The following is an 18,323-nucleotide window of genomic DNA, read 5'->3' as shown; positions in this document are numbered from 1 at the left end:
ACACCCCGCTGAGCGAACTAACGTTCGACGACTGCTCCGTCGCTCAGCTCCAGGACCCGGTCGGCCAGGTCGAGCAGGGTCGCGTCGTGCGTGGCGACCAGCGCCGTGACGCCTTCACTGCGTACGACGGCCCGCAGCAGCTCCATCACCGCGTGACCGGTCTCCGCGTCCAGCTGGGCGGTCGGCTCGTCGGCGATGAGGAGCGAGGGGCTGTTGGCGAGGGCACGGGCGATGGCCACCCGCTGCTGCTGACCGCCGGACAGCTCACCGGGCCGCTGGGCGGCGTGGTCGGCGAGGCCGACCAGGGACAGCAGCAGCTCGACGCGTTCCTCGCGCTCCCGCGGGTCGGCCCGACGCAGCCGCATCGGTACGCCGACGTTCTCGGCGGCCGTGAGGATCGGGATGAGCCCGAAGGACTGGAAGACGAAGCCGATGTGGTCCCGGCGCAGTTCCAGCAGGCCGTTCTCGCCGAGCCCCGCCAGATCGAGCCCGTCGACCGCCACCCGCCCCCGGTCCGGCTCGTCGAGACCGCCGACGATGTTGAGCAACGTCGTCTTCCCGGACCCCGAGCGCCCCTTGAGGGCGACGAGTTCACCGCGCGGGACGTCGAAGGAGACCCCGCGCAGGGCGTGCACGGCGGCGGCTCCCTCGCCGTACGACTTGTGGACGTTCTCGACGCGCACCATGGTCTCGGTGACCACCTGGCTCATGTCGCCTCCCCCGTGATCCGGGCGCCAGTATCACGAAGCGACGCCCACCCGTTCAAGCGTTCGCACACGACGAGGGCCGCACCCCTGCGGGGATGCGGCCCTGCGTGCGCTGACGTCTAACGGACCTCGGTGATCTCCGGCCCGCGCTGCAGCTGCCCCATGCCGCCCGAGAACCGGGAACCGGCCTGGTCGTCCTGCTGGACGCCCTCGGGGACCATCTGCGCGTCGTTCGGCAGCTTCAGGACGATCGGGTCGCGGGGCGCCATCGGTCCGTCGCCGCGGACCACGACCGTGTCCCGGAAGATCTGCTCCAGGAGGCCGGCGGCCTGCGGCTGCACGGCACCCTGCCCGGAGATCACACCCCGCAGGAACCAGCGGGGCCCGTCCACACCGACGAACCGGACCACCTGGAAGCCGCCCGTGCCGTCCGGCAGCTGCACCGGCACCTGGGCTCGCAGCTCCCAGCCGAGCGGGCCCTCGACCTCGTCGATGATGCCGCCCTGCTGGGTGATGCCGGCGCCGATCTCCTCGCGCACCTCGCCCCAGATGCCCTCCCGCTTGGGCGCGGCGAAGGCCTGCAACTGGATGGCGCTGTCCCGCAGTACGACGGTCGCCGCGACGATCGCGTCGCCCGCGACCTCGACCCGCAGCTCCATGCCGTCGACGCCCGGCACGAACAGACCACCAAGATCCACCCGGCCCTCGGCCGGGTCCCGGACCTCGGTGCTGTCCCAGGGCCCGTCGGGCCGCGGTTCCGGCTCGAGCCGCACCCGCTCGCGCTCGACCTCGTCCGCCTCAGTGTCGACGCTGTCGACGACCTGCTCGGCCTCGCCGGCCGCGTCCTCGGCGGCACCACTCTTCTTGCGACGTCCGAACACGTCACTGTCCTTCCCGGTCGGATACGACCGAAGCGTATCGATTCCCACCCGTCTTGCCGCCAACGGCGGCCTGACCGTTTGTGCCGCGCCCGCCGTCCACGGCGGCATGGCCGCCGGTGGACCCCAAGCCCCCCTCGGCCCGTGCCGAGTCGGGAAGCTCCGCCACCTCCTGGAAGCGGACCCTCTCGACCTGCTGGACGACCAGTTGGGCAACCCGGTCGAAGCGCTCGAACCGCACGGGCTCGCGCGGGTCGAGATTCACCACGATCACCTTGATTTCCCCACGGTACCCGGCATCAACCGTCCCCGGGGCATTCACGAGGGCCACGCCGCAGCGGGCGGCGAGACCGGAACGCGGGTGCACGAAGGCCGCGTACCCCTCCGGGAGCGCCACAGACACCCCCGTGGGCAGTACGGCCCGCTCACCCGGCTTCAGTTCACGGCTTTCGGTGGTGCGCAGATCGGCTCCCGCGTCGCCGGGGTGCGCATACGTCGGAAGCGGTACGTCCGGATCGACACGCCGAATCAGCACGTTCACGGGGTCGCGGCTCACGGGTTCACCTCGAAGGCACGGACGCGCCGGATCTGGTCGGGGTCGTTCATGGCGGCCTGGATCTCTTCCTTGCGGCCGTGGTCGACGAAATGGTCGACCTTGACCTCGATGAAGAGCGCGTCCGCTCGGACGACGACGGGTCCGTCGGGGCCGCCGACACGTCCGGTGGCCCGCGAGTAGATCTTCCGGCCGGCCACCGCCGTCACCTCGGCCGCAAGATGGAGCGTGGTGCCCACCGGCACCGGCCGTACGAAGTCGGTCTCCAGCCGTCCGGTCACGGCGATGGTGCGCAGCAGCCAGTTCAGCGAGCCGAGGGTCTCGTCGAGGGCGGTCGCCAGCACTCCGCCGTGGGCCAGGCCCGGAGCGCCCTGGTGTTCGGGCCGCACGGTGAACTCGGCGGTGATCGACACCCCTTCGCCGGCCCGCGCCGCGAGGTGCAGTCCGTGCGGCTGGTCGCCGCCGCAGCCGAAGCACTCACCGTAGTGCGGGCCGAGGAGCTCGCCGGGTGCGGGAGCGTCGGGGTGCCGCACCGGCTTGGTCGCGTCGGCGGGAGGCTCCAGAGCTGCGGATGTACCACTCACAGCCGCAGACCTTACCCGGCGTTTCACCCCGGCCCCCCTGACCCTGCCTCCCCGCGGACACCGTGCCAAGCTTGATTCCATGCAGCTTTCCGCCGCCCCGTACGAAGAACGCCTCACCGCGCCCCGCTCCTGGTGGCTGATCAGCCTCCTGGTCGGGGTCTCGATGGCCCTGATCCTGCTGCCCTTCGGCACCCTGCCGTTGCTGGGGGGCCTGGCCGGCGGCACCGCGGTCGCGGCGGTCGCGGCGAGTTCGTACGGCTCGGTCCGCATCCGCGTGGTGAACGACTCTCTGATCGCGGGCGAGGCGAAGATCCCGGTCACGGCCCTGGGCGAGGCGGAGATCCTGGAGCCCGAGGAGGCCCGCGCCTGGCGCACGCACAAGGCCGACACCCGCGCCTTCCTGCTGCTGCGCGCCTACATCCCCACGGCCTTGCGCGTGGAGGTCATCGACCCGGCCGACCCGACGCCGTACCTGTACCTGTCGACGCGTGAGCCCGAGCGGCTGGCGGAGGCCATCCGGGCGGCCAAGGCGGCGTGTACGGCGTAGCCGACCGCGCCGATCACTCGGTCGCGTTCGGGCCCGGACGTCCGGGCTCCTCGAGGGGCTTCTCGATCGACAGCGCGTCCGCGGGCCGCTCCAGCGGCGGCAGCGGTGGCAGCTCCGACAGCTGGTCCCACGGCACCTGCATCCTCCGCAGGTCCGCCCGGATGCGCGCGGCGACCTTCCTGGTGTCCCGCCGGTTCATGACCGCGCCCACCGCGGCTCCCACCATGAACGGCATCAGGTTCGGCAGATTGCGCACCATGCGCTTCATGATCTGCTGCCGCAGCTCCCGCTTCATCTGACCACCGAGAGCCGCATTGACCGTCATCGGCTTCATGGGGTCGATGCCGCGCTCGTCCGACCAGGACTTCAGATACGCGCTGCTGCGGTCCTTCAGATTGCCCGGCGGCCGCACGCCGTAGACCTCGTGGAGCTCGGCGATCAGCTTCAGCTCGATCGCGGCCACCCCGGTGATCTCTGCCGCCAGTTCCGTGGGCATCGCGGGCGGCAGGGGAAGCATGGCCGCCGCGCCGACTCCCGCTCCGACCGTCGCCGACGCGTTCGCCGCGCCCGCCACGAGCTTGTCCGCGAGCTGCTCGGGCCCGAGGCCCGGGAACTGCCTGCGCAGCGTCGCAAGGTCCCGTACGGGGATCCGAGGGGCGATCTCGATGATCCGGTCGGCGAGATACGCCAGGCCCGCCCTGGCGCCGCTGCCGCTCTTGGCGGCGCCGGCCTTGGCCAGGTCCATGGCCCGGGTCACCGCCGCCCGCCGCCTGGCGACGGGGGTGGGACCCTGAGCCGGCACCGGGAGGTCGGCCCGGTCACCGGCCGGTTCGAGCGAGGCTGACTCCGCAGGGACCGGCAGTCCCGTACCGGAGGAGCCTCGCTCGTCGTCACGCACGCCGTGAGGGCCGTCGGACGGCCCCGAGTCCGCTCCCCAGGGGAAGCGGCGCTTCCGAGGTGGGGTCGAGCCAGTCACGGCCGACCCCGTCTCAGTCGCAGTCGCGGCAGATCGGCTGACCGTTCTTCTCCCGGGCCAGCTGGCTGCGGTGGTGCACCAGGAAGCAACTCATGCAGGTGAACTCGTCCTGCTGCTTCGGCAGCACACGGACCGCCAGTTCTTCGTTCGAAAGGTCGGCGCCGGGAAGCTCCAGGCCCTCGGCGGCCTCGAATTCGTCGACGTCGACCGCCGAGGCGGACTTGTCGTTCCGCCTGGCCTTCAGCTCTTCCAGGCTGTCCGAGTCGACGTCGTCGTCGGTCTTGCGTGGGGTGTCGTAGTCGGTTGCCATGTCGCTCTCCCCCTCCGGGTGTCTGCGGTGTCTCCAGCGCACGTAACGCGTGAGAGGCCGGACTTGTGCCCGACCCGAGGCGGAGATTTTGCCTCACATCAAGGTCTGTTACTCAATCGACACCCAACCGGACTCCTCATGAGTGATCGGCTTGGATGGCGATCGGGACCGTACACGGTCCGAATGTCGCACTTCAAAAGGGCCTCATCGTGTACTTCCCGTGATCAAGCCCCTGGAAAACCCGGATTTTCTGGGCTTTCCGGCAACTAAATGATCACGGAGAGTAGATGGCCTGAAAATCGCCCTTGTGATCGATCACACATGGGACAGCTGGACGGGTGCCCCGAAAATTCCGCGCAAAGCGAACATTCCTCGGGCGTGTCGCCCCATGGTCTCAGATCGGGAAGGTGACCCGCATCACGAGCCCTCCGCCCTCCCTGGGCTGCGCCGCGATATGCCCGCCGTGCGCCCGGGCCACGGACCGGACGATGGACAGACCGAGGCCGACGCCCTTGTCGCTCCCCGTGCGCTCGGTACGCAGTCTCCGGAACGGTTCGAAGAGGTTGTCGACCTCGTACGCCGGCACCACCGGCCCGGTGTTCGCGACGACCAGAACGGCCTGCCCGTGCTGGATCTCCGTGGTGACCTCCACCCAGCCTCCTTCGGGGATGTTGTAGCGCACGGCGTTCTGCACGAGGTTCAGGGCGATCCGCTCCAGCAGGACGCCGTTGCCCTGGATGACCGCGCGCTCGCGCTTGCCGCGGATCTGCACGCCCTTGGCCTGCGCCTCGGCATGCACCTGGTCGATGGCCTGCGAGGCCACCTCGGCGAGGTCCACCGGCTTGCGCTCGACGATCTGGTTGTCGCTGCGGGCGAGCAGCAGCAGCCCCTCGACGAGTTGTTCACTGCGCTCGTTGGTGGCCAGCAGTGTCTTGCCGAGCTGCTGCAGCTCCATGGGCGCGCTCGGATCGGACAGGTGCACCTCGAGGAGCGTGCGGTTGATCGCCAGCGGGGTGCGCAGTTCGTGCGAGGCGTTGCCGACGAAGCGCTGCTGAGCGGTGAAGGCCCGCTGCAGCCGCTCCAGCATGTCGTCGAAGGTGTCGGCCAGCTCCTTCAGCTCGTCGTCGGGTCCGTCCAGCTCGATCCGGCGGGACAGGTCGGAGCCGGCCACCGCGCGCGCGGTGCGGGTGATCCGGCCCAGCGGCGACAGGACGCGGCCGGCCATGGCGTAGCCGAAGGCGAAGGCGATCACGGCAAGCCCGAGGAGCGCCAGGAGCGAGCGGCTGAGCAGGTTGTCCAGGGCGTGCTGGCGCTGCTCGTTGGCGCAGTTGTTCATGGCGTGGTTGAGCTCGGTGGCAGTCGGCTGCGACGGGAAGTTGCAGGCCTCGCTCGCCACCTGGCCGGAGAGGATCTTGAAGGGCAGGTCACTGCCCACGTTCAGCGCGTTCGCCGCCAGCAGGTAGATGATCGACAGCAGCAGGATGCCGGCGATCAGGAACATGCCGCCGTACAGCAGCGTGAGCCTTATCCGGATGGTCGGGCGCAGGATCGGGAACGGCGGTGGCTTCCTGGGATCCCAGGTGGGCTTCGGGGGCGCCTGGGGAGGCGCGGGGTTCGCTGCCACGGTCGATCAGATCCGGTAGCCGGAGCCGGGGACGGTGACGATGACGGGCGGCTCGCCCAGTTTGCGGCGCAGGGTCATGACGGTCACGCGCACCACGTTCGTGAACGGGTCGGTGTTCTCGTCCCAGGCCTTCTCCAGGAGCTGCTCCGCGGAGACGACGGCGCCCTCGCTGCGCATCAGCACCTCCAGGACGGCGAACTCCTTGGGCGCGAGCTGGACCTCCTTGCCGTCCCGGAAGACCTCGCGGCGGTTCGGGTCGAGCTTGATCCCGGCGCGCTCCAGGACGGGCGGCAGCGGCACACTGGTGCGCCGGCCGAGGGCACGCACGCGGGCCGTCAGCTCGCTGAACGCGAAGGGCTTGGGGAGATAGTCGTCGGCGCCGATCTCCAGGCCCTCCACCCGGTCGCTGACGTCGCCGGACGCCGTGAGCATCAGCACGCGCGTGGGCATGCCGAGCTCGACGATCTTGCGGCACACGTCGTCGCCGTGCACCAGGGGGAGGTCGCGGTCGAGGACGACCACGTCGTAGTCGTTGACGCCGATGCGCTCCAGGGCGGCCGCACCGTCGTACACGACGTCGACGGCCATGGCCTCCCGGCGCAGTCCGGTGGCCACCGCATCGGCGAGCAGTTGCTCGTCCTCGACGACGAGTACGCGCACGTCGCTTGTCCTTCCTGTATCCACCCGCGTAGCGCCTGAGCACGCGCGGGCAGGGGTCTTCGGGGGTGTGTTGACCTCCATCCTGCCCTTTTCGGCCATAAGTGGGCAGTAAGACGGAGGAGCGGGCACCGGGCGGCCCCTGCGCGAAGGTCGCGCGGACGGGGTGCCGGATCCGGGAATGCGAGATTTTCTCCTCCGGTTGAGGTTTCCGCGGAAGGGAGCGGGGGGAGGACCGAATACACCCCGCGATCACGCTCTGCTTGTGCCGCAGCACCATGCGGTACGCCGCGGTCCGCTTTCCGCAGAGTGGGCGTGGGTGTCCGGCACCGTCGCCGCCCAGCAGGGCAGCGCTGGGCACCCACAGACGTGATCGCCCCTTCCGAACGGCACACCCCCGTGCCACCGACCCACGACCCAGGACGAGGGGGCGCAGCATGGACGCTTTCACCGCAGGACTTCTGCAGCGCATAAGGGCGACCGAGTCCGACCTGACGCGGGCTCGTGACGAGGGCGACGACTTCCTCGTCGAGGTGGAGCAGGGCGAACTCGACGACCTGCGTCGCCTCGCCGCCGAGCATGGCGTGGAAGTCGGCGCGTCCGGCGTCTGACCGGCTCACACGTACGACAGCGGGCCCCGGCGAATCCATCGCCGGGGCCCGCTGCGGTTTTCTTGGCTCGTCAGTCGTGCCAGGCGCCGAAGTCCTCCAGGAGCCGCTGGAGGGGCTCGAAGACGCCCGGGGTGCCCGCTACCGTCAGGTCGCGTGACGGGCGCTCTCCGGGGCGTCCGCCGGTCAGCGCGCCCGCTTCGCGGGCGATCAGGTCGCCGGCCGCGAAGTCCCAGGCGTTCAGTCCACGCTCGTAGTAGCCGTCGAGGCGGCCTGCGGCGACGTCGCACAGGTCGACGGCGGCCGATCCGCTGCGCCGGATGTCGCGCAGGAGCGGGATCAGCCTGCGAGCCACGTCGGCCTGGTGGGTGCGGACCTCGGTGACGTAGTTGAACCCGGTGGAGACCAGGGCCTGGTCCAGGGGCGGCGCCGGGCGGCAGGCGAGGATGCGCTCGCCGTCCCAGGCACCGGTGGCCCAGGCGCCGCCGCCGCGGATCGCGCCATAGGTCTCGCCGCGCATCGGGGCCGCGACGACCCCGACGACGGTCTCGCCGTCCTGTTCGGCCGCGATGGAGACGGCCCAGGTCGGCAGCCCGTAGAGGTAGTTGACCGTGCCGTCGAGCGGGTCGATCACCCAGCGGATGCCGCTGCTGCCCTCGCTGGAGGCGCCCTCCTCGCCGAGGAAGCCGTCGTCGGGGCGCTGGCCGGAGATCAGGTCGGTGATCTGCTTCTCCGCCGCGATGTCCATCTCCGTCACCACGTCGATGGGGCTCGACTTGGTGGCGGCGACCGCGAGGTCGGCCGGACGCCCGTCCCGCAGCAGCTCGCCGGCCCGGCGGGCGGCTTGCCGGGCGAGCCGGAGCAGGTCCGTGTGCAGCGTGTCGGTCACGGTGCTCCTCACGCGTAGGGGCTGTCGGCGCCCGCGGCGGCGGGGCGGGGGGTGCGGGCCGGGCAACAGCCCACCGGGCAGAGGTTGTGGCTCGCGCCGAGGGCGCCCAGGGCGCAGGGGGTGACCTCCTGGCCGCGCTCGACGGCGGCGCGCTCCAGGACGAGGTCGCGGACCGCGGCGGCGAACCGCGGGTCGGCACCGACGGTGGCCGAGCGGCGCACCGGCAGGCCCAGTTCCCCGGCCTTGGCGTTGGCCTCCGTGTCGAGGTCGTAGAGGACCTCCATGTGGTCGGAGACGAAGCCGATGGGGGCCATCACGACGGCCGGGACGCCCGCGGCGTGGCGCTCCTCGAGGTGGTCGCAGATGTCGGGCTCCAGCCACGGGATGTGCGGGGCGCCGGAGCGCGACTGGTAGACCAGCTGCCAGGGGTGGTCGACGCCGGTGCGCTCGCGGACGGCGTCAGCGATCAGCTGCGCGACGTCCATGTGCTGCTTGACGTACGCGCCGCCGTCGCCGTGGTCCTCGACGGGGCCGGAGCTGTCCGCGGCGGAGTTCGGGATGGAGTGGGTGGTGAACGCGATGTGCGCTCCGTCCCGGACGTTGTCGGGGAGGTCGGCCAGGGACCGGAGCACGCCCTCGATCATGGGCTCCAGGAAGCCGGGGTGGTTGAAGTAGTGCCGCAGCTTGTCGGTCTTCGGCAGCGGCAGGCCCTCGGCATCCAGGGCGGCGAGCGAGTCGGCGAGGTTCTCGCGGTACTGCCGGCAGCCCGAGTACGACGCGTAGGCGCTGGTGGCCAGGACCAGAATGCGGCGGCGGCCGTCCCGGACCATCTCGCGCAGGGTGTCCGTGAGGTACGGGGCCCAGTTGCGGTTGCCCCAGTAGATCGGCAGGTCCAGGCCGTGGTCCGCGAAGTCCTTGCGGAGGGCGTCCAGCAGGGCGCGGTTCTGGTCGTTGATCGGGCTGACCCCGCCGAACTGGAAGTAGTGCTGCCCGACTTCCTTCAGGCGTTCCTTGGGGATGCCGCGCCCGCGCGTCACGTTCTCCAGGAACGGGACCACGTCGTCCGGCCCCTCGGGGCCGCCGAACGAGAGCAGGAGCAGGGCGTCGTAGGGGGTGGCATCGAGCGCGTCTGGCATGAGTCGATCCTGCCACCCGGCACTGACAGCCGGGAAACGGCGGGTGACCGACGTGTCCCGGCCTCCTGCCGGGGTGTCTCCGGCGGCAGCCGACTCGTAAGCTGTATCAGCCACCTTTATGCCTTACCGCAGCCGTATCGGCCCCGTCACGTCGGCCGATACGCCGTACCGAGCCGCCGGAGACCCAGTGCCCAGCCCCTATCGCGCCCTGTTCGCCGCCCCAGGCTCCAAGGGCTTCTCCGCCGCGGGACTCCTCGGCCGTATGCCGCTGTCGATGATGGGCATCGGCGTCGTCACGATGGTCTCGCAGCTCACCGGGCGGTACGGGCTGGCGGGTGCGCTGTCGGCCACGATCGCGCTGGCGGCCGCGGTGGCGGGACCGCAGGTCTCGCGCCTGGTGGACCAGTACGGGCAGCGGCGGGTGCTCCGCCCGGCGACCCTGATCGCGCTGCTGGGCGCGGCCGGGCTGTTGCTCGCCGCGCACTACAGGTGGCCGGACTGGCTGCTGTTCGTGTTCTGTGTGGCCATCGGCTGCGTACCGAGCATCGGCGCGATGATCCGGGCACGCTGGGCCGCCCTGTACCGCGGCACGCCGCAACTGCACACCGCGTACTCCTTCGAGTCCGTGGTGGACGAGATCTGTTTCATCTTCGGGCCGATCATCTCCATCGGCCTGTCCACGGCGTGGTTCCCGGAGGCCGGCCCGCTGCTGGCCGCCTGCTTCCTCGCGGCCGGTGTCTTCTGGCTCACCGCCCAGCGGGCCACCGAGCCCGTGCCGCACCCGCGCGAGCGGCACGGCGGGGGCAGCGCGCTGCGCTCACCCGGTCTGCAGGTCCTGGTGACCACCTTCGTGGCGACCGGGGCGATCTTCGGGGCGGTCGACGTGGTCACGGTGGCCTTCGCCGAGGAGCAGGGCCACAAGGGCGCCGCGAGCGTCGTTCTCGCGGTGTACGCGCTGGGCTCCTGTGCGGCAGGAGCCGTTTTCGGACTGCTGCACTTCAAGGGGGCGCCCGAACCTCGCTGGCTCCTGGGCGTCTGCGCCATGGCCGTGAGTATGATCCCCCTCCTACTGGTCGGAAACTTGCCGTTTCTGGCCGTGGCGCTCTTCGTCGCGGGCCTGTCCATCGCTCCCACGATGATCACGACGATGTCCCTGATCGAAGAGCACGTACCACGCGCGCAACTGACCGAGGGCATGACCTGGGTGAGTACCGGGCTCGCGGTGGGGGTCGCCCTCGGCTCCTCCGTGGCCGGCTGGGTGATCGACGCGGCCGGTGCGCGCTCCGGGTACGGGGTTCCGGCGGTGGCCGGGGCCGTCGCGGTCGCGGTCGGTTTCCTCGGGTACCGCCGGCTCAAGCAGCCGGCTCCGGGTCGGGGAGGCACCGTTGAGCAGCACAGCGAGCGGGAAGAACGGCACGTGGCGTAACTGGGGCGGCACGGTCACCGCCCGGCCCGTACGGGAGGTCATGCCCGCCTCCGTGGAGGAGCTGTCCGCGGCGGTGGCGCGGGCTGCGGAGGACGGCCTGAAGGTGAAGGCGGTCGGTACCGGCCACTCGTTCACGTCGATCGCCGCGACCGACGGTGTGTTGATCCGCCCTCAACTGTTGACGGGTATACGCAACATTGACCGGGAGGCCGGCACCGTCACGGTCGAGGCGGGCACGCCGCTCAAGAGGCTCAACATGGCCCTGGCCCGTGAGGGCCTGTCGCTGACCAACATGGGCGACATCATGGAGCAGACGGCCTCCGGGGCCACCAGCACCGGCACCCACGGCACGGGCCGTGACTCGGCGTCGATCGCCGCCCAGATCAAGGCCCTGGAACTGGTGACGGCCGACGGTTCGGTGCTCACCTGCTCGGAGAAGGAGAACCCGGAGGTCTTCGCCGCCGCCCGCATCGGCCTCGGCGCGCTGGGCATCGTCACCGCGATCACCTTCGCCGTGGAGCCGATCTTCCTGCTGACCGCCCGCGAGGAGCCGATGAGCTTCGACCGGGTCACCAGCACCTTCGACGAACTCTGGGCCGAGAACGAGCACTTCGAGTTCTACTGGTTCCCGCACACCGGCAGCACCAACACCAAGCGCAACAACCGCAGCGCCGGCCCGGAGCGGCCGGTGGGGCAGCTGAGGGGCTGGCTGGAGGACGAGTTCCTCTCCAACGGCGTGTTCCAGGTGGCCAACTGGGTCGGCCGCGCGGCGCCGGCCACGATCCCGGCGATCGCCCAGATCTCCAGCAAGGCCCTGTCCGCGCGCACCTACACGGACATCCCCTACAAGGTCTTCACGTCTCCGCGCCGGGTGCGCTTCGTCGAGATGGAGTACGCCGTCCCGCGCGAGGCCGTCGTCGAGACGCTGCGCGAGCTGAAGGCGACGGTCGACCGCTCACGCCTGCGGATCAGCTTCCCCGTCGAGGTGCGCACCGCTCCGGCAGACGACATCACGCTGTCCACGGCATCGGGCCGGGACACCGCGTACATCGCCGTCCACATGTTCCAAGGCACCCCCTATCAGGCGTACTTCACAGCCGCCGAGCGGATCTTCACCGCGCACGACGGGCGACCCCACTGGGGCAAGGTGCACACCCGGGACGCGGAGTACTTCGCCCGGGCCTACCCGCGCTTCGGCGAGTTCACGGCGCTGCGGGATCGGCTTGACCCGGAACGGCGGTTCCAGAACGACTACTTGCGGAGGGTTCTGGGGTCGTAGCGGGCGTGGTGGCCTGCGTCCGGACAGTCGCCGGTGCCGCCTGCGGACCCGGACACGTACCGGCGAAACCGCTGGTTCCGTTTCTGGTGAATCCGTGAAGTACGCCACGTTTGTGATCGAGAAATCCGGCCGGCGGCGGCCAAGTGCGACCCCCTGGACGAAGTTGGGCGGCGCGGCAATCCACGCACGTGGTCCGAATGGAGTACTGTTGCGAGCCCTGGGTCCGGTCTCCCGCCAGGGTGTCCGGGGCCTTCAAGGACCGCCGGGAGGGGGCTTGTTGCACAGGGTGACGGATTTTGTCACTTAGCGTTGCGAATAGGTAACCGTGCCATAACGGCGATCCAGGGCCCACGCCCGACACGCCGGGCAACTCGGCAAGGTTGTGGCAGGCTGCACCCGGGCAGGCCACACTCGACTAGCGGAAGCAGCGACGCACGTGACGTCGGCAGGCACCACCCGGGAGGTCCCCATGCCCGAACTGCGTGTCGTGGCCGTCTCGAATGACGGCACACGGCTGGTGCTGAAGGCTGCGGACAGCACGGAGTACACGCTTCCGATTGACGAACGGCTCCGCGCCGCCGTGCGCGGCGACCGTCCCCGCCTCGGCCAGATCGAGATCGAGGTGGAGAGCCATCTCCGCCCGCGAGACATCCAGGCGCGGATACGTGCGGGTGCGACCGCGGAAGAGGTCGCCCAGATGGCCGGCATCCCCGTCGATCGCGTACGGCGGTTCGAGGGCCCCGTGTTGGCCGAGCGTGCCTTCATGGCCGAGCGCGCCCGGAAGACACCGGTGCGTCGCCCCGGCGAAAACTCCGGCCCGTTGCTCGGCGAGGCCGTGCAGGAACGGCTGGTGCTGCGCGGCGCCGAGAAGGACACGGTGCAGTGGGACTCCTGGCGCCGCGACGACGGCACCTGGGAGGTCCTGCTCGTCTACCGCGTCGCGGGCGAGCCGCACTCGGCGAGCTGGACGTACGACCCGCCCCGGCGGCTCGTCCAGGCCGTCGACGACGAGGCGCGTTCGCTCATCGGCGAGTCCGACGACCTCGGCACGCCCGAGCCCAGCTTCCCCTTCGTCCCGCGTATCGCACGGCTGCCGCGCGACCGCTCGGTGGAGCGTGCCCCGGAGCGGGAGCGGCCGGTCCTGCCGGCCCCGTCGCCGGAGCCTGCCGAGGAGAGCACGGGCGAGCGGGACTCGCTGACCAGTCTGCTGGAGGCGGTACCGAGCTTCAGGGGCGACCTCGTCGTGCCGGAGCGCCCGTCGCCGGAGCCGGCGGAGGAGCCCGCCGAGCCGCCCGCGGCGGAGGAGCCCCCGGCTCCCGCTGCCTCGGCCGGGTCCGCCTATGCGGACGTCCTGATGCCGCGCTCCGTCGGCAGCCACCGCGACCGCCTTGTCGGCGCCACCGACCGCCAGGCCGAGGCCGACGGCGTCCGCCCCGGCCGCAGAGCGGCGGTCCCGAGCTGGGACGAGATCGTGTTCGGGACGCGGCGGAAGAAGCAGGAGTAGTACGCAACGCAGGAAAACGACGACTGCCCGCAGCTGCCATAGCTGCGGGCAGTCGTGCCGCTGGGGCGGCACGGGTGGGCGCTGGGGTCCCCCCTCTGGGGGAGGCACCCCGTCGGCGCAGGGCGAGCGCATCCGCCCACCCCCACCCAGCCGCAACGCCCGCTACTGCGGCTCCGGCCCCACCACAACCGGCCGCGACGGATCCGACGACCACTCCGACCACGACCCCACGTACAGCGCCGCCGGAATCCCCGCGACCGCCAACGCCAGCACCTCATGCGCCCCGGAAACCCCCGAGCCGCAGTACACGCCGACCTTCGCACCGTCGTGCGCCCCCAGCGCACCGAAGCGCGCCCGGAGCTCCTGCGCAGGCAGGAACCGCCCGTCCGCCCCCACGTTCTCGGCCGTAGGCGCCGACACCGCCCCCGGAATATGCCCGCCCACCCGGTCGATCGGCTCCACGTCCCCGCGGTACCGCTCCGCCGCTCGCGCGTCGAACAACACGCCGGAGCGGGCCAGCGCGGCAGCCGCGTCCGCGTCGAGGAACCCCTCACGCCCGGGCACCGGCTGGAAATCGCCTTCCTCGGGTGTCGGCTCCTCCACCGACAGCGGACCTTCCCACGCGGGCAGTCCCCCGTCGAGCACCCGCACGTCCGGATGCCCCGTCCACCCCAGCAGCCACCAGGCCCGGGCCGCAGCCCAGCCCTGCCCACCGTCGTACACGACGACCGGCCGCCCGGACGACACACCCGCCCGACGCATCGCAGCGCCGAACCCGGCCAGGTCGGGCAGCGGATGCCGGCCCCGCTCGCCCGGCGCCCCCGCCAGTTCCCGGTCGAGGTCGACGAAGACCGCGCCGGGGATGTGTCCGGCCCGGTACTCGGCCCGCCCGTCGAACGGCGGCTCACCGGCCGCCTTGGCCACGCTCAACTGCCAGCGGACGTCCAGCAGCACGGGCGGGTTCGCGCCCGCCAGGGCGCCCGCGAGTTCGGATGCGGAAATGATGGCGTTCATGGCCACCATCCTCGCCTACGGGGTGGCCGCATCGTCCATGTCCGACTACTCTGCTCGGCCGGACAGGTCCGATCACAAGGCGTACGGGATCGGGCACATGCTGTACAGCCGATCGACACCCGGGAGCAATCGCCTGGACAAGGCGAGAAACCGCAGATCGGGCATCCTCCGGGCACAGGCAGGCCAGGATGCGGCGGCGCCCTCCGGGGCGCGCGACACCGAGGGCGGTGCGAGCATCGGCACCGGGTCCGGAGAGCGCAGGCGACACGGCCACCGCGAGGGGCCGAGGAGAGGGTGACGATGACCGAGGCACGGGGGTCGGCCGGCGGGAACGGCGAAGCACACGCCCGGTACACGCCCGGCACGCCCTGTTGGGTGAGTCTGATGGTGCACGGGGTGGCAGCGACCCAGGAGTTCTACGGATCGCTGTTCGACTGGGAGTTCCGCCCCGGCCCCCAGCGGCTCGGTCCCTATGTGCGGGCGCTGCTCGACGGCCGCGAGGTGGCGGGCATCGGCCGGCTTCCTCCGGACCGGCACCTGCCGATCGCCTGGACCCCCTACTTCGCCTCCGACGACGTGGATCAGACGGCCGAGACGGTACGGCTGTGCGGCGGCACCCTCGGCGTGGGTCCGCTCGACGCGGAGGAAGCCGGGCGCCTGGCCATCTGTTCGGACCTCTCGGGTGCCGTCTTCGGCGTGTGGCAGGCGGCTGCGCACCGCGGCACCGGCATCGCCGGTGTGCCGAGCACACCGGCCTGGCACGAACTGCGCACGTTCGAGTCCGAGAGTGTCGCCAAGTTCTACGAGACGGTGTTCGGTCATGAAAAGGAGCCGGTCGTCTCCGCCGACTACGACTACCTCACCCTGCACCTCGACGGCCGCCCGGTCGCCGGCATCCACGGCGTGGGCAACTCCCTTCCCCGCGACCGGGGTCCGCACTGGCTGACGTACTTCGAGGTCGCCGACATGGACACGGCGGTCGACCGGCTCGTCGATCTCGGCGGGCATGTCCTGAAACCGGCGCACGACAGCGCGCACGGGCGCGTGGCCATGGTGGCCGATCCGGAGGGCGCGAGGTTCTCGCTGATCCAGAGCGGGCGCTGAGGCGGAAGCGGACGACTCAGCCCGGCGACACCGGCAGCACGTCCGGCGACAGCGCCGCCGCACGGGCCGTCGCGGCGGTCATACGGCGCCGGTGATGACGCCGGCACAGCACCTCGTACCCGATGGTGTCCGCCTGGTTGACGTCCCCGACGACCACCTGGGCGCCCTCGACGACCATCTCACCGTCGATCGTGCGGGCGTTGTGCGTGGCGCGGGCGCCGCACCAGCACAGGGCCTCGACCTGGAGCACCTCGACCCGGTCGGCCAGCTCCACCAGGCGTTGGGAGCCGGGGAAGAGCTTCGTACGGAAGTCGGTCGTGATGCCGAAGGCGTAGACGTCCAGGCCCAGATCGTCGACCACGCGCGCCAGTTGGTCGATCTGCTCCGGCGCGAGGAACTGCGCCTCGTCCGCGATGACGTAGTCGGCGCGGCCGCCCTGCGAGAGGCGGTCGACGAGGTACGCGTACAGGTCCATGCCGTCGACGACCTCCACCGCGTCGGTCACCAGGCCGAGGCGCGAGGACAGTTTGCCCTCGCCGGCCCGGTCGTCGCGGGTGAAGATCATGCCCTGCAGCCCGCGCGCGGAGCGGTTGTGCTCGATCTGGAGAGCCAGCGTCGACTTCCCGCAGTCCATCGTTCCGGAGAAGAAGACCAGCTCGGGCATGGGGAGTTGAGCACCTTTCGGCGAAACGACGGGGCAGGGGGTGTCAGGAGCGTACTTCGAGCAGCGGGACCAGCTGCTCGGCGGGGGTCATCGAGCCGTGGTTGCCGACCATCGACGACTCCTTCGGCTCCCGCTCGGAGGCGATGATCAGCACGTCTTCGCGGGCGGCCGCGACCACGTCGCCGATGCGCGCGTACACGCGGTCGTCGCATGCGCCGGGTGGCCCGAACCAGCCCGCGGCGATCGCCTCGTCCCGCGAGGCCACCCAGAACTGCTCGCCGAGCACCTCACGCCAACAGGTCAGTACGTCGTTCTCGGCGCCCGGCAGCGCGTACACGTGCCGCGCGCGGCCCTCGCCGCCCAGCAGGGCCACCCCGGCGCGCAGTTCCCAGTCCTCGTCGAAGTCGATGCGGTGCTGCTCGTCGAAGGGCACGTCGATCATGCCGTGGTCGGCGGTGACATAGAGCGCGCTGCGCTGCGGGAGCTGCTCGGCCAGCCGCTGCACCAGCCGGTCCACGTACATGAGCTGGCCGCGCCAGGTGTCGGAGGCGACGCCGAAACGGTGGCCGGCACCGTCGAGTTCGGCGTAGTACGTGTAGACCAGGCTCCGGTCCCCGGCGGCGAGTTGCTCCGCGGCGAGGTCCATGCGCTCCTCGCCGGTCAGCCGCCCGTGGAACGTTCCGCCACTGAGCGCGACCTTGGTCAGCGGGGTGCTCTGGAAGGCGGGGGACGAGACCTGCGCGGCGTGCACACCCGCTTTCTGGGCCAGGTCGAAGACCGTGGGATACGGCTGCCAGGCGCGCGGCTCGGTCCACGGCTGCCAGCGCAGCTGGTTCATCAGCTCGCCGGTGGCCGGGTTACGCACGGTGTAGCCGGGCAGGCCGTGTGCGCTCGGCGGCAGGCCGGTGCCGACCGAGGCGAGGGACGTAGCGGTCGTCGCGGGGTATCCGGCGGTGAGGGGACGGCCCGTACCGCCACGGGAGGCGGCGAGGAGCGAGGTCAGGAAGGGGGCCTCGTCCGGGTGCGCCCTGAGCTGCTCCCAGCCGAGGCCGTCGATCAGGAACACGCAGACCCGGTCGGCAGGGGTCAGTTCGGTGATCGTGGCGGTCATGCCCGGCACGCCCATACCCGCGGCCAGCGTCGGCAGCAGGTCGGCGAGCGAGCCGGAGCCGTACTCGGGCCGGGGGGCGGAGTCTACGGCGAGGGGCTCCGGGTGGTCCTCCCAGGCGGCGGGCTGCGCCATCAGCGGTCGAGGTCCGCGGTCGCCTCGGAGACGGACTGCGCGAAGGCGAGCGCCTGGCGCACCGTCTCCGGTCCGTCCCCGGCCTCGCTGACGCGCAGGCTGAGGTCGTCGGCCGTCGAACTGCCCGTGTAGCCGTGATCGGCCTCACAGTTGGGGTCGCCGCAGGCGGCGGGCTCCAGATCGAGGCGGGAGACCGCGCCCCAGCCGATCGTCAGCACGACCTCGCGCGGCAGCGTGCCCGGTGCGTACGACTCCGGGTTGGCGACGACGCGGCTGACGACCACCGACGAGATCCTGCCCAGCTTCACCGACTCCGTCGACGTCGTGGCGTACGGCGTCGGAGAGGTGCTGTCCGCGGCCTGCTCGTCGGTGTGGCTGACGATGAAGCGGTTGTCGGTGAGGACCAGCACGGTCACATGCCGCCGGACCTCGTTCTGGTCGAACGTCGTCTCCTGGTGGACCAGGTACGACCGGATGGGCTCGCCGCCCACGGCGGCCTCCACCGCCTCGGCCACGAGGGCCGGGTAGTAGCCGCTGCGCTCGATCGCCGCTCGCAGCCCCTGGGTCGTCGTACTGGTCTTGGCCATGAGGCCCATCCTACGGGGACCCACTGACTGCGA

At 71.2% G+C, this 18,323-nt stretch carries 20 protein-coding genes; 6 read left to right on the top strand and 14 right to left on the bottom strand.

Translation table 11 applies throughout. The annotated features are described in order from the left end of the window. Nucleotides 1-17: 17 nt before the first annotated feature. The 4 genes from ACFV7R_RS22565 to ACFV7R_RS22550 form a co-directional block, all read right to left on the bottom strand. Nucleotides 18-710 carry an ABC transporter ATP-binding protein gene (locus ACFV7R_RS22565; RefSeq protein WP_385266103.1) on the bottom strand — a complete coding sequence of 231 codons (693 nt, stop codon included), beginning with the start codon at nucleotides 708-710 and terminating at the stop codon, nucleotides 18-20. Between the two features lie 116 nt (nucleotides 711-826). Further along, nucleotides 827-1,588 carry a DUF3710 domain-containing protein gene (locus tag ACFV7R_RS22560; protein WP_129801026.1) on the bottom strand — a complete coding sequence of 254 codons (762 nt, stop codon included), beginning with the start codon at nucleotides 1,586-1,588 and terminating at the stop codon, nucleotides 827-829. Nucleotide 1,589: 1 nt separating this feature from the next. Then, entirely contained in the window at nucleotides 1,590-2,141 is a 552-nt protein-coding gene (gene dut, locus ACFV7R_RS22555; protein WP_385266100.1) for a dUTP diphosphatase, read from the bottom strand. After that, nucleotides 2,138-2,722 carry a PaaI family thioesterase gene (locus ACFV7R_RS22550; protein ID WP_129801028.1) on the bottom strand — a complete coding sequence of 195 codons (585 nt, stop codon included), beginning with the start codon at nucleotides 2,720-2,722 and terminating at the stop codon, nucleotides 2,138-2,140. Before ACFV7R_RS22550 ends, dut begins: the two co-directional genes overlap by 4 nt. Nucleotides 2,723-2,801: 79 nt before the next feature. Here ACFV7R_RS22550 and ACFV7R_RS22545 point away from each other — a divergent pair, with 79 nt between their 5' ends. Continuing rightward, entirely contained in the window at nucleotides 2,802-3,269 is a 468-nt protein-coding gene (locus ACFV7R_RS22545; RefSeq protein ID WP_129801029.1) for a DUF3093 domain-containing protein, read from the top strand. 13 nt (nucleotides 3,270-3,282) lie between these two features. On the opposite strand, the gene ACFV7R_RS22540 is transcribed toward ACFV7R_RS22545, so the two are convergent. The 4 genes from ACFV7R_RS22540 to ACFV7R_RS22525 all read right to left on the bottom strand — a co-directional run bounded on the left by ACFV7R_RS22540 (nucleotide 3,283) and on the right by ACFV7R_RS22525 (nucleotide 6,839). Next, on the bottom strand, nucleotides 3,283-4,245 hold the full coding sequence (locus tag ACFV7R_RS22540) for a hypothetical protein (RefSeq protein ID WP_385266098.1): 963 nt from the start codon (nucleotides 4,243-4,245) through the stop codon (nucleotides 3,283-3,285). 13 nt (nucleotides 4,246-4,258) lie between these two features. After that, on the bottom strand, nucleotides 4,259-4,555 hold the full coding sequence (locus tag ACFV7R_RS22535) for a DUF4193 domain-containing protein (protein WP_003993510.1): 297 nt from the start codon (nucleotides 4,553-4,555) through the stop codon (nucleotides 4,259-4,261). A 394-nt stretch (nucleotides 4,556-4,949) separates the two neighbouring features. Further along, nucleotides 4,950-6,179, bottom strand: coding sequence for a HAMP domain-containing sensor histidine kinase (locus tag ACFV7R_RS22530; RefSeq protein WP_129801031.1), 1,230 nt, complete (start codon nucleotides 6,177-6,179; stop codon nucleotides 4,950-4,952). A gap of 6 nt (nucleotides 6,180-6,185) precedes the next feature. Further along, a complete protein-coding gene (locus ACFV7R_RS22525; protein ID WP_007385219.1) occupies nucleotides 6,186-6,839 on the bottom strand; it encodes a response regulator transcription factor in 654 nt (217 codons plus the stop codon). Nucleotides 6,840-7,273: 434 nt separating this feature from the next. Between ACFV7R_RS22525 and ACFV7R_RS22520 the strand changes: the two genes are divergently transcribed. Next, entirely contained in the window at nucleotides 7,274-7,447 is a 174-nt protein-coding gene (locus ACFV7R_RS22520) for a hypothetical protein (protein WP_165396400.1), read from the top strand. Between the two features lie 70 nt (nucleotides 7,448-7,517). On the opposite strand, the gene ACFV7R_RS22515 is transcribed toward ACFV7R_RS22520, so the two are convergent. Together ACFV7R_RS22515 and ACFV7R_RS22510 are read right to left on the bottom strand one after the other, a co-directional pair. Beyond that, the gene (locus ACFV7R_RS22515; RefSeq protein WP_385266094.1) at nucleotides 7,518-8,333 is read right to left on the bottom strand and encodes an inositol monophosphatase family protein; all 816 of its coding nucleotides are present in this window, start codon (nucleotides 8,331-8,333) and stop codon (nucleotides 7,518-7,520) included. An 8-nt stretch (nucleotides 8,334-8,341) separates the two neighbouring features. Continuing rightward, entirely contained in the window at nucleotides 8,342-9,469 is a 1,128-nt protein-coding gene (locus ACFV7R_RS22510) for a ferrochelatase (RefSeq protein ID WP_385266091.1), read from the bottom strand. 187 nt (nucleotides 9,470-9,656) lie between these two features. Here ACFV7R_RS22510 and ACFV7R_RS22505 point away from each other — a divergent pair, with 187 nt between their 5' ends. The 3 genes from ACFV7R_RS22505 (at nucleotide 9,657) to sepH (ending at nucleotide 13,678) form a co-directional block, all read left to right on the top strand. Next, complete coding sequence (locus ACFV7R_RS22505; protein WP_385266089.1) at nucleotides 9,657-10,895, top strand: MFS transporter; 1,239 nt, start codon at nucleotides 9,657-9,659, stop codon at nucleotides 10,893-10,895. Next, nucleotides 10,855-12,174, top strand: coding sequence for a D-arabinono-1,4-lactone oxidase (locus ACFV7R_RS22500; RefSeq protein WP_385266087.1), 1,320 nt, complete (start codon nucleotides 10,855-10,857; stop codon nucleotides 12,172-12,174). The genes ACFV7R_RS22505 and ACFV7R_RS22500 overlap by 41 nt, the downstream gene beginning before the upstream one ends. Nucleotides 12,175-12,643: 469 nt before the next feature. Then, nucleotides 12,644-13,678 carry a septation protein SepH gene (sepH, locus tag ACFV7R_RS22495; protein ID WP_129801036.1) on the top strand — a complete coding sequence of 345 codons (1,035 nt, stop codon included), beginning with the start codon at nucleotides 12,644-12,646 and terminating at the stop codon, nucleotides 13,676-13,678. 162 nt (nucleotides 13,679-13,840) lie between these two features. Here sepH and ACFV7R_RS22490 read toward each other — a convergent pair whose 3' ends face one another. Next, on the bottom strand, nucleotides 13,841-14,692 hold the full coding sequence (locus tag ACFV7R_RS22490; protein WP_385266084.1) for a sulfurtransferase: 852 nt from the start codon (nucleotides 14,690-14,692) through the stop codon (nucleotides 13,841-13,843). A 300-nt stretch (nucleotides 14,693-14,992) separates the two neighbouring features. Here ACFV7R_RS22490 and ACFV7R_RS22485 point away from each other — a divergent pair, with 300 nt between their 5' ends. Next, nucleotides 14,993-15,796 (top strand): VOC family protein, encoded by an 804-nt coding sequence (locus tag ACFV7R_RS22485; RefSeq protein WP_385266081.1) that lies wholly within the window; start codon nucleotides 14,993-14,995, stop codon nucleotides 15,794-15,796. Nucleotides 15,797-15,812: 16 nt separating this feature from the next. On the opposite strand, the gene ACFV7R_RS22480 is transcribed toward ACFV7R_RS22485, so the two are convergent. The 3 genes from ACFV7R_RS22480 to ACFV7R_RS22470 are packed head-to-tail and all read right to left on the bottom strand — an operon-like array spanning nucleotide 15,813 to nucleotide 18,290. Beyond that, nucleotides 15,813-16,460 carry a thymidine kinase gene (locus ACFV7R_RS22480; protein ID WP_385266078.1) on the bottom strand — a complete coding sequence of 216 codons (648 nt, stop codon included), beginning with the start codon at nucleotides 16,458-16,460 and terminating at the stop codon, nucleotides 15,813-15,815. 43 nt (nucleotides 16,461-16,503) lie between these two features. After that, nucleotides 16,504-17,703, bottom strand: coding sequence for an alkaline phosphatase family protein (locus tag ACFV7R_RS22475; RefSeq protein ID WP_385266075.1), 1,200 nt, complete (start codon nucleotides 17,701-17,703; stop codon nucleotides 16,504-16,506). Continuing rightward, entirely contained in the window at nucleotides 17,703-18,290 is a 588-nt protein-coding gene (locus ACFV7R_RS22470) for a DUF5998 family protein (protein WP_129801048.1), read from the bottom strand. The genes ACFV7R_RS22475 and ACFV7R_RS22470 overlap by 1 nt, the downstream gene beginning before the upstream one ends. Between the last annotated feature and the right edge of the window lie 33 nt (nucleotides 18,291-18,323).

Origin of the sequence: Streptomyces sp. NPDC059866, assembly GCF_042731325.1 — a bacterium.
Classification (GTDB): Bacteria; Actinomycetota; Actinomycetes; order Streptomycetales; family Streptomycetaceae; genus Streptomyces; species Streptomyces flavusporus.
The sequence above is the reverse complement of the archived record's forward strand: the minus strand, read 5'-3'. Positions and strand labels throughout refer to the sequence as shown.

What these genes read in the sequence shown, in the direction of transcription:
- ACFV7R_RS22485 (WP_385266081.1), top strand. Translation starts at nt 14,993, where the DNA reads ATGACCGAGGCACGGGGGTCGGCCGGCGGGAACGGCGAAGCACACGCC.
- ACFV7R_RS22510 (WP_385266091.1), bottom strand. Translation starts at nt 9,469, where the DNA reads ATGCCAGACGCGCTCGATGCCACCCCCTACGACGCCCTGCTCCTGCTC.
- ACFV7R_RS22565 (WP_385266103.1), bottom strand. Translation starts at nt 710, where the DNA reads ATGAGCCAGGTGGTCACCGAGACCATGGTGCGCGTCGAGAACGTCCAC.
- ACFV7R_RS22490 (WP_385266084.1), bottom strand. Translation starts at nt 14,692, where the DNA reads ATGAACGCCATCATTTCCGCATCCGAACTCGCGGGCGCCCTGGCGGGC.
- ACFV7R_RS22470 (WP_129801048.1), bottom strand. Translation starts at nt 18,290, where the DNA reads ATGGCCAAGACCAGTACGACGACCCAGGGGCTGCGAGCGGCGATCGAG.
- ACFV7R_RS22475 (WP_385266075.1), bottom strand. Translation starts at nt 17,703, where the DNA reads ATGGCGCAGCCCGCCGCCTGGGAGGACCACCCGGAGCCCCTCGCCGTA.
- ACFV7R_RS22535 (WP_003993510.1), bottom strand. Translation starts at nt 4,555, where the DNA reads ATGGCAACCGACTACGACACCCCACGCAAGACCGACGACGACGTCGAC.
- ACFV7R_RS22480 (WP_385266078.1), bottom strand. Translation starts at nt 16,460, where the DNA reads ATGCCCGAGCTGGTCTTCTTCTCCGGAACGATGGACTGCGGGAAGTCG.
- sepH (WP_129801036.1), top strand. Translation starts at nt 12,644, where the DNA reads ATGCCCGAACTGCGTGTCGTGGCCGTCTCGAATGACGGCACACGGCTG.
- ACFV7R_RS22520 (WP_165396400.1), top strand. Translation starts at nt 7,274, where the DNA reads ATGGACGCTTTCACCGCAGGACTTCTGCAGCGCATAAGGGCGACCGAG.
- ACFV7R_RS22545 (WP_129801029.1), top strand. Translation starts at nt 2,802, where the DNA reads ATGCAGCTTTCCGCCGCCCCGTACGAAGAACGCCTCACCGCGCCCCGC.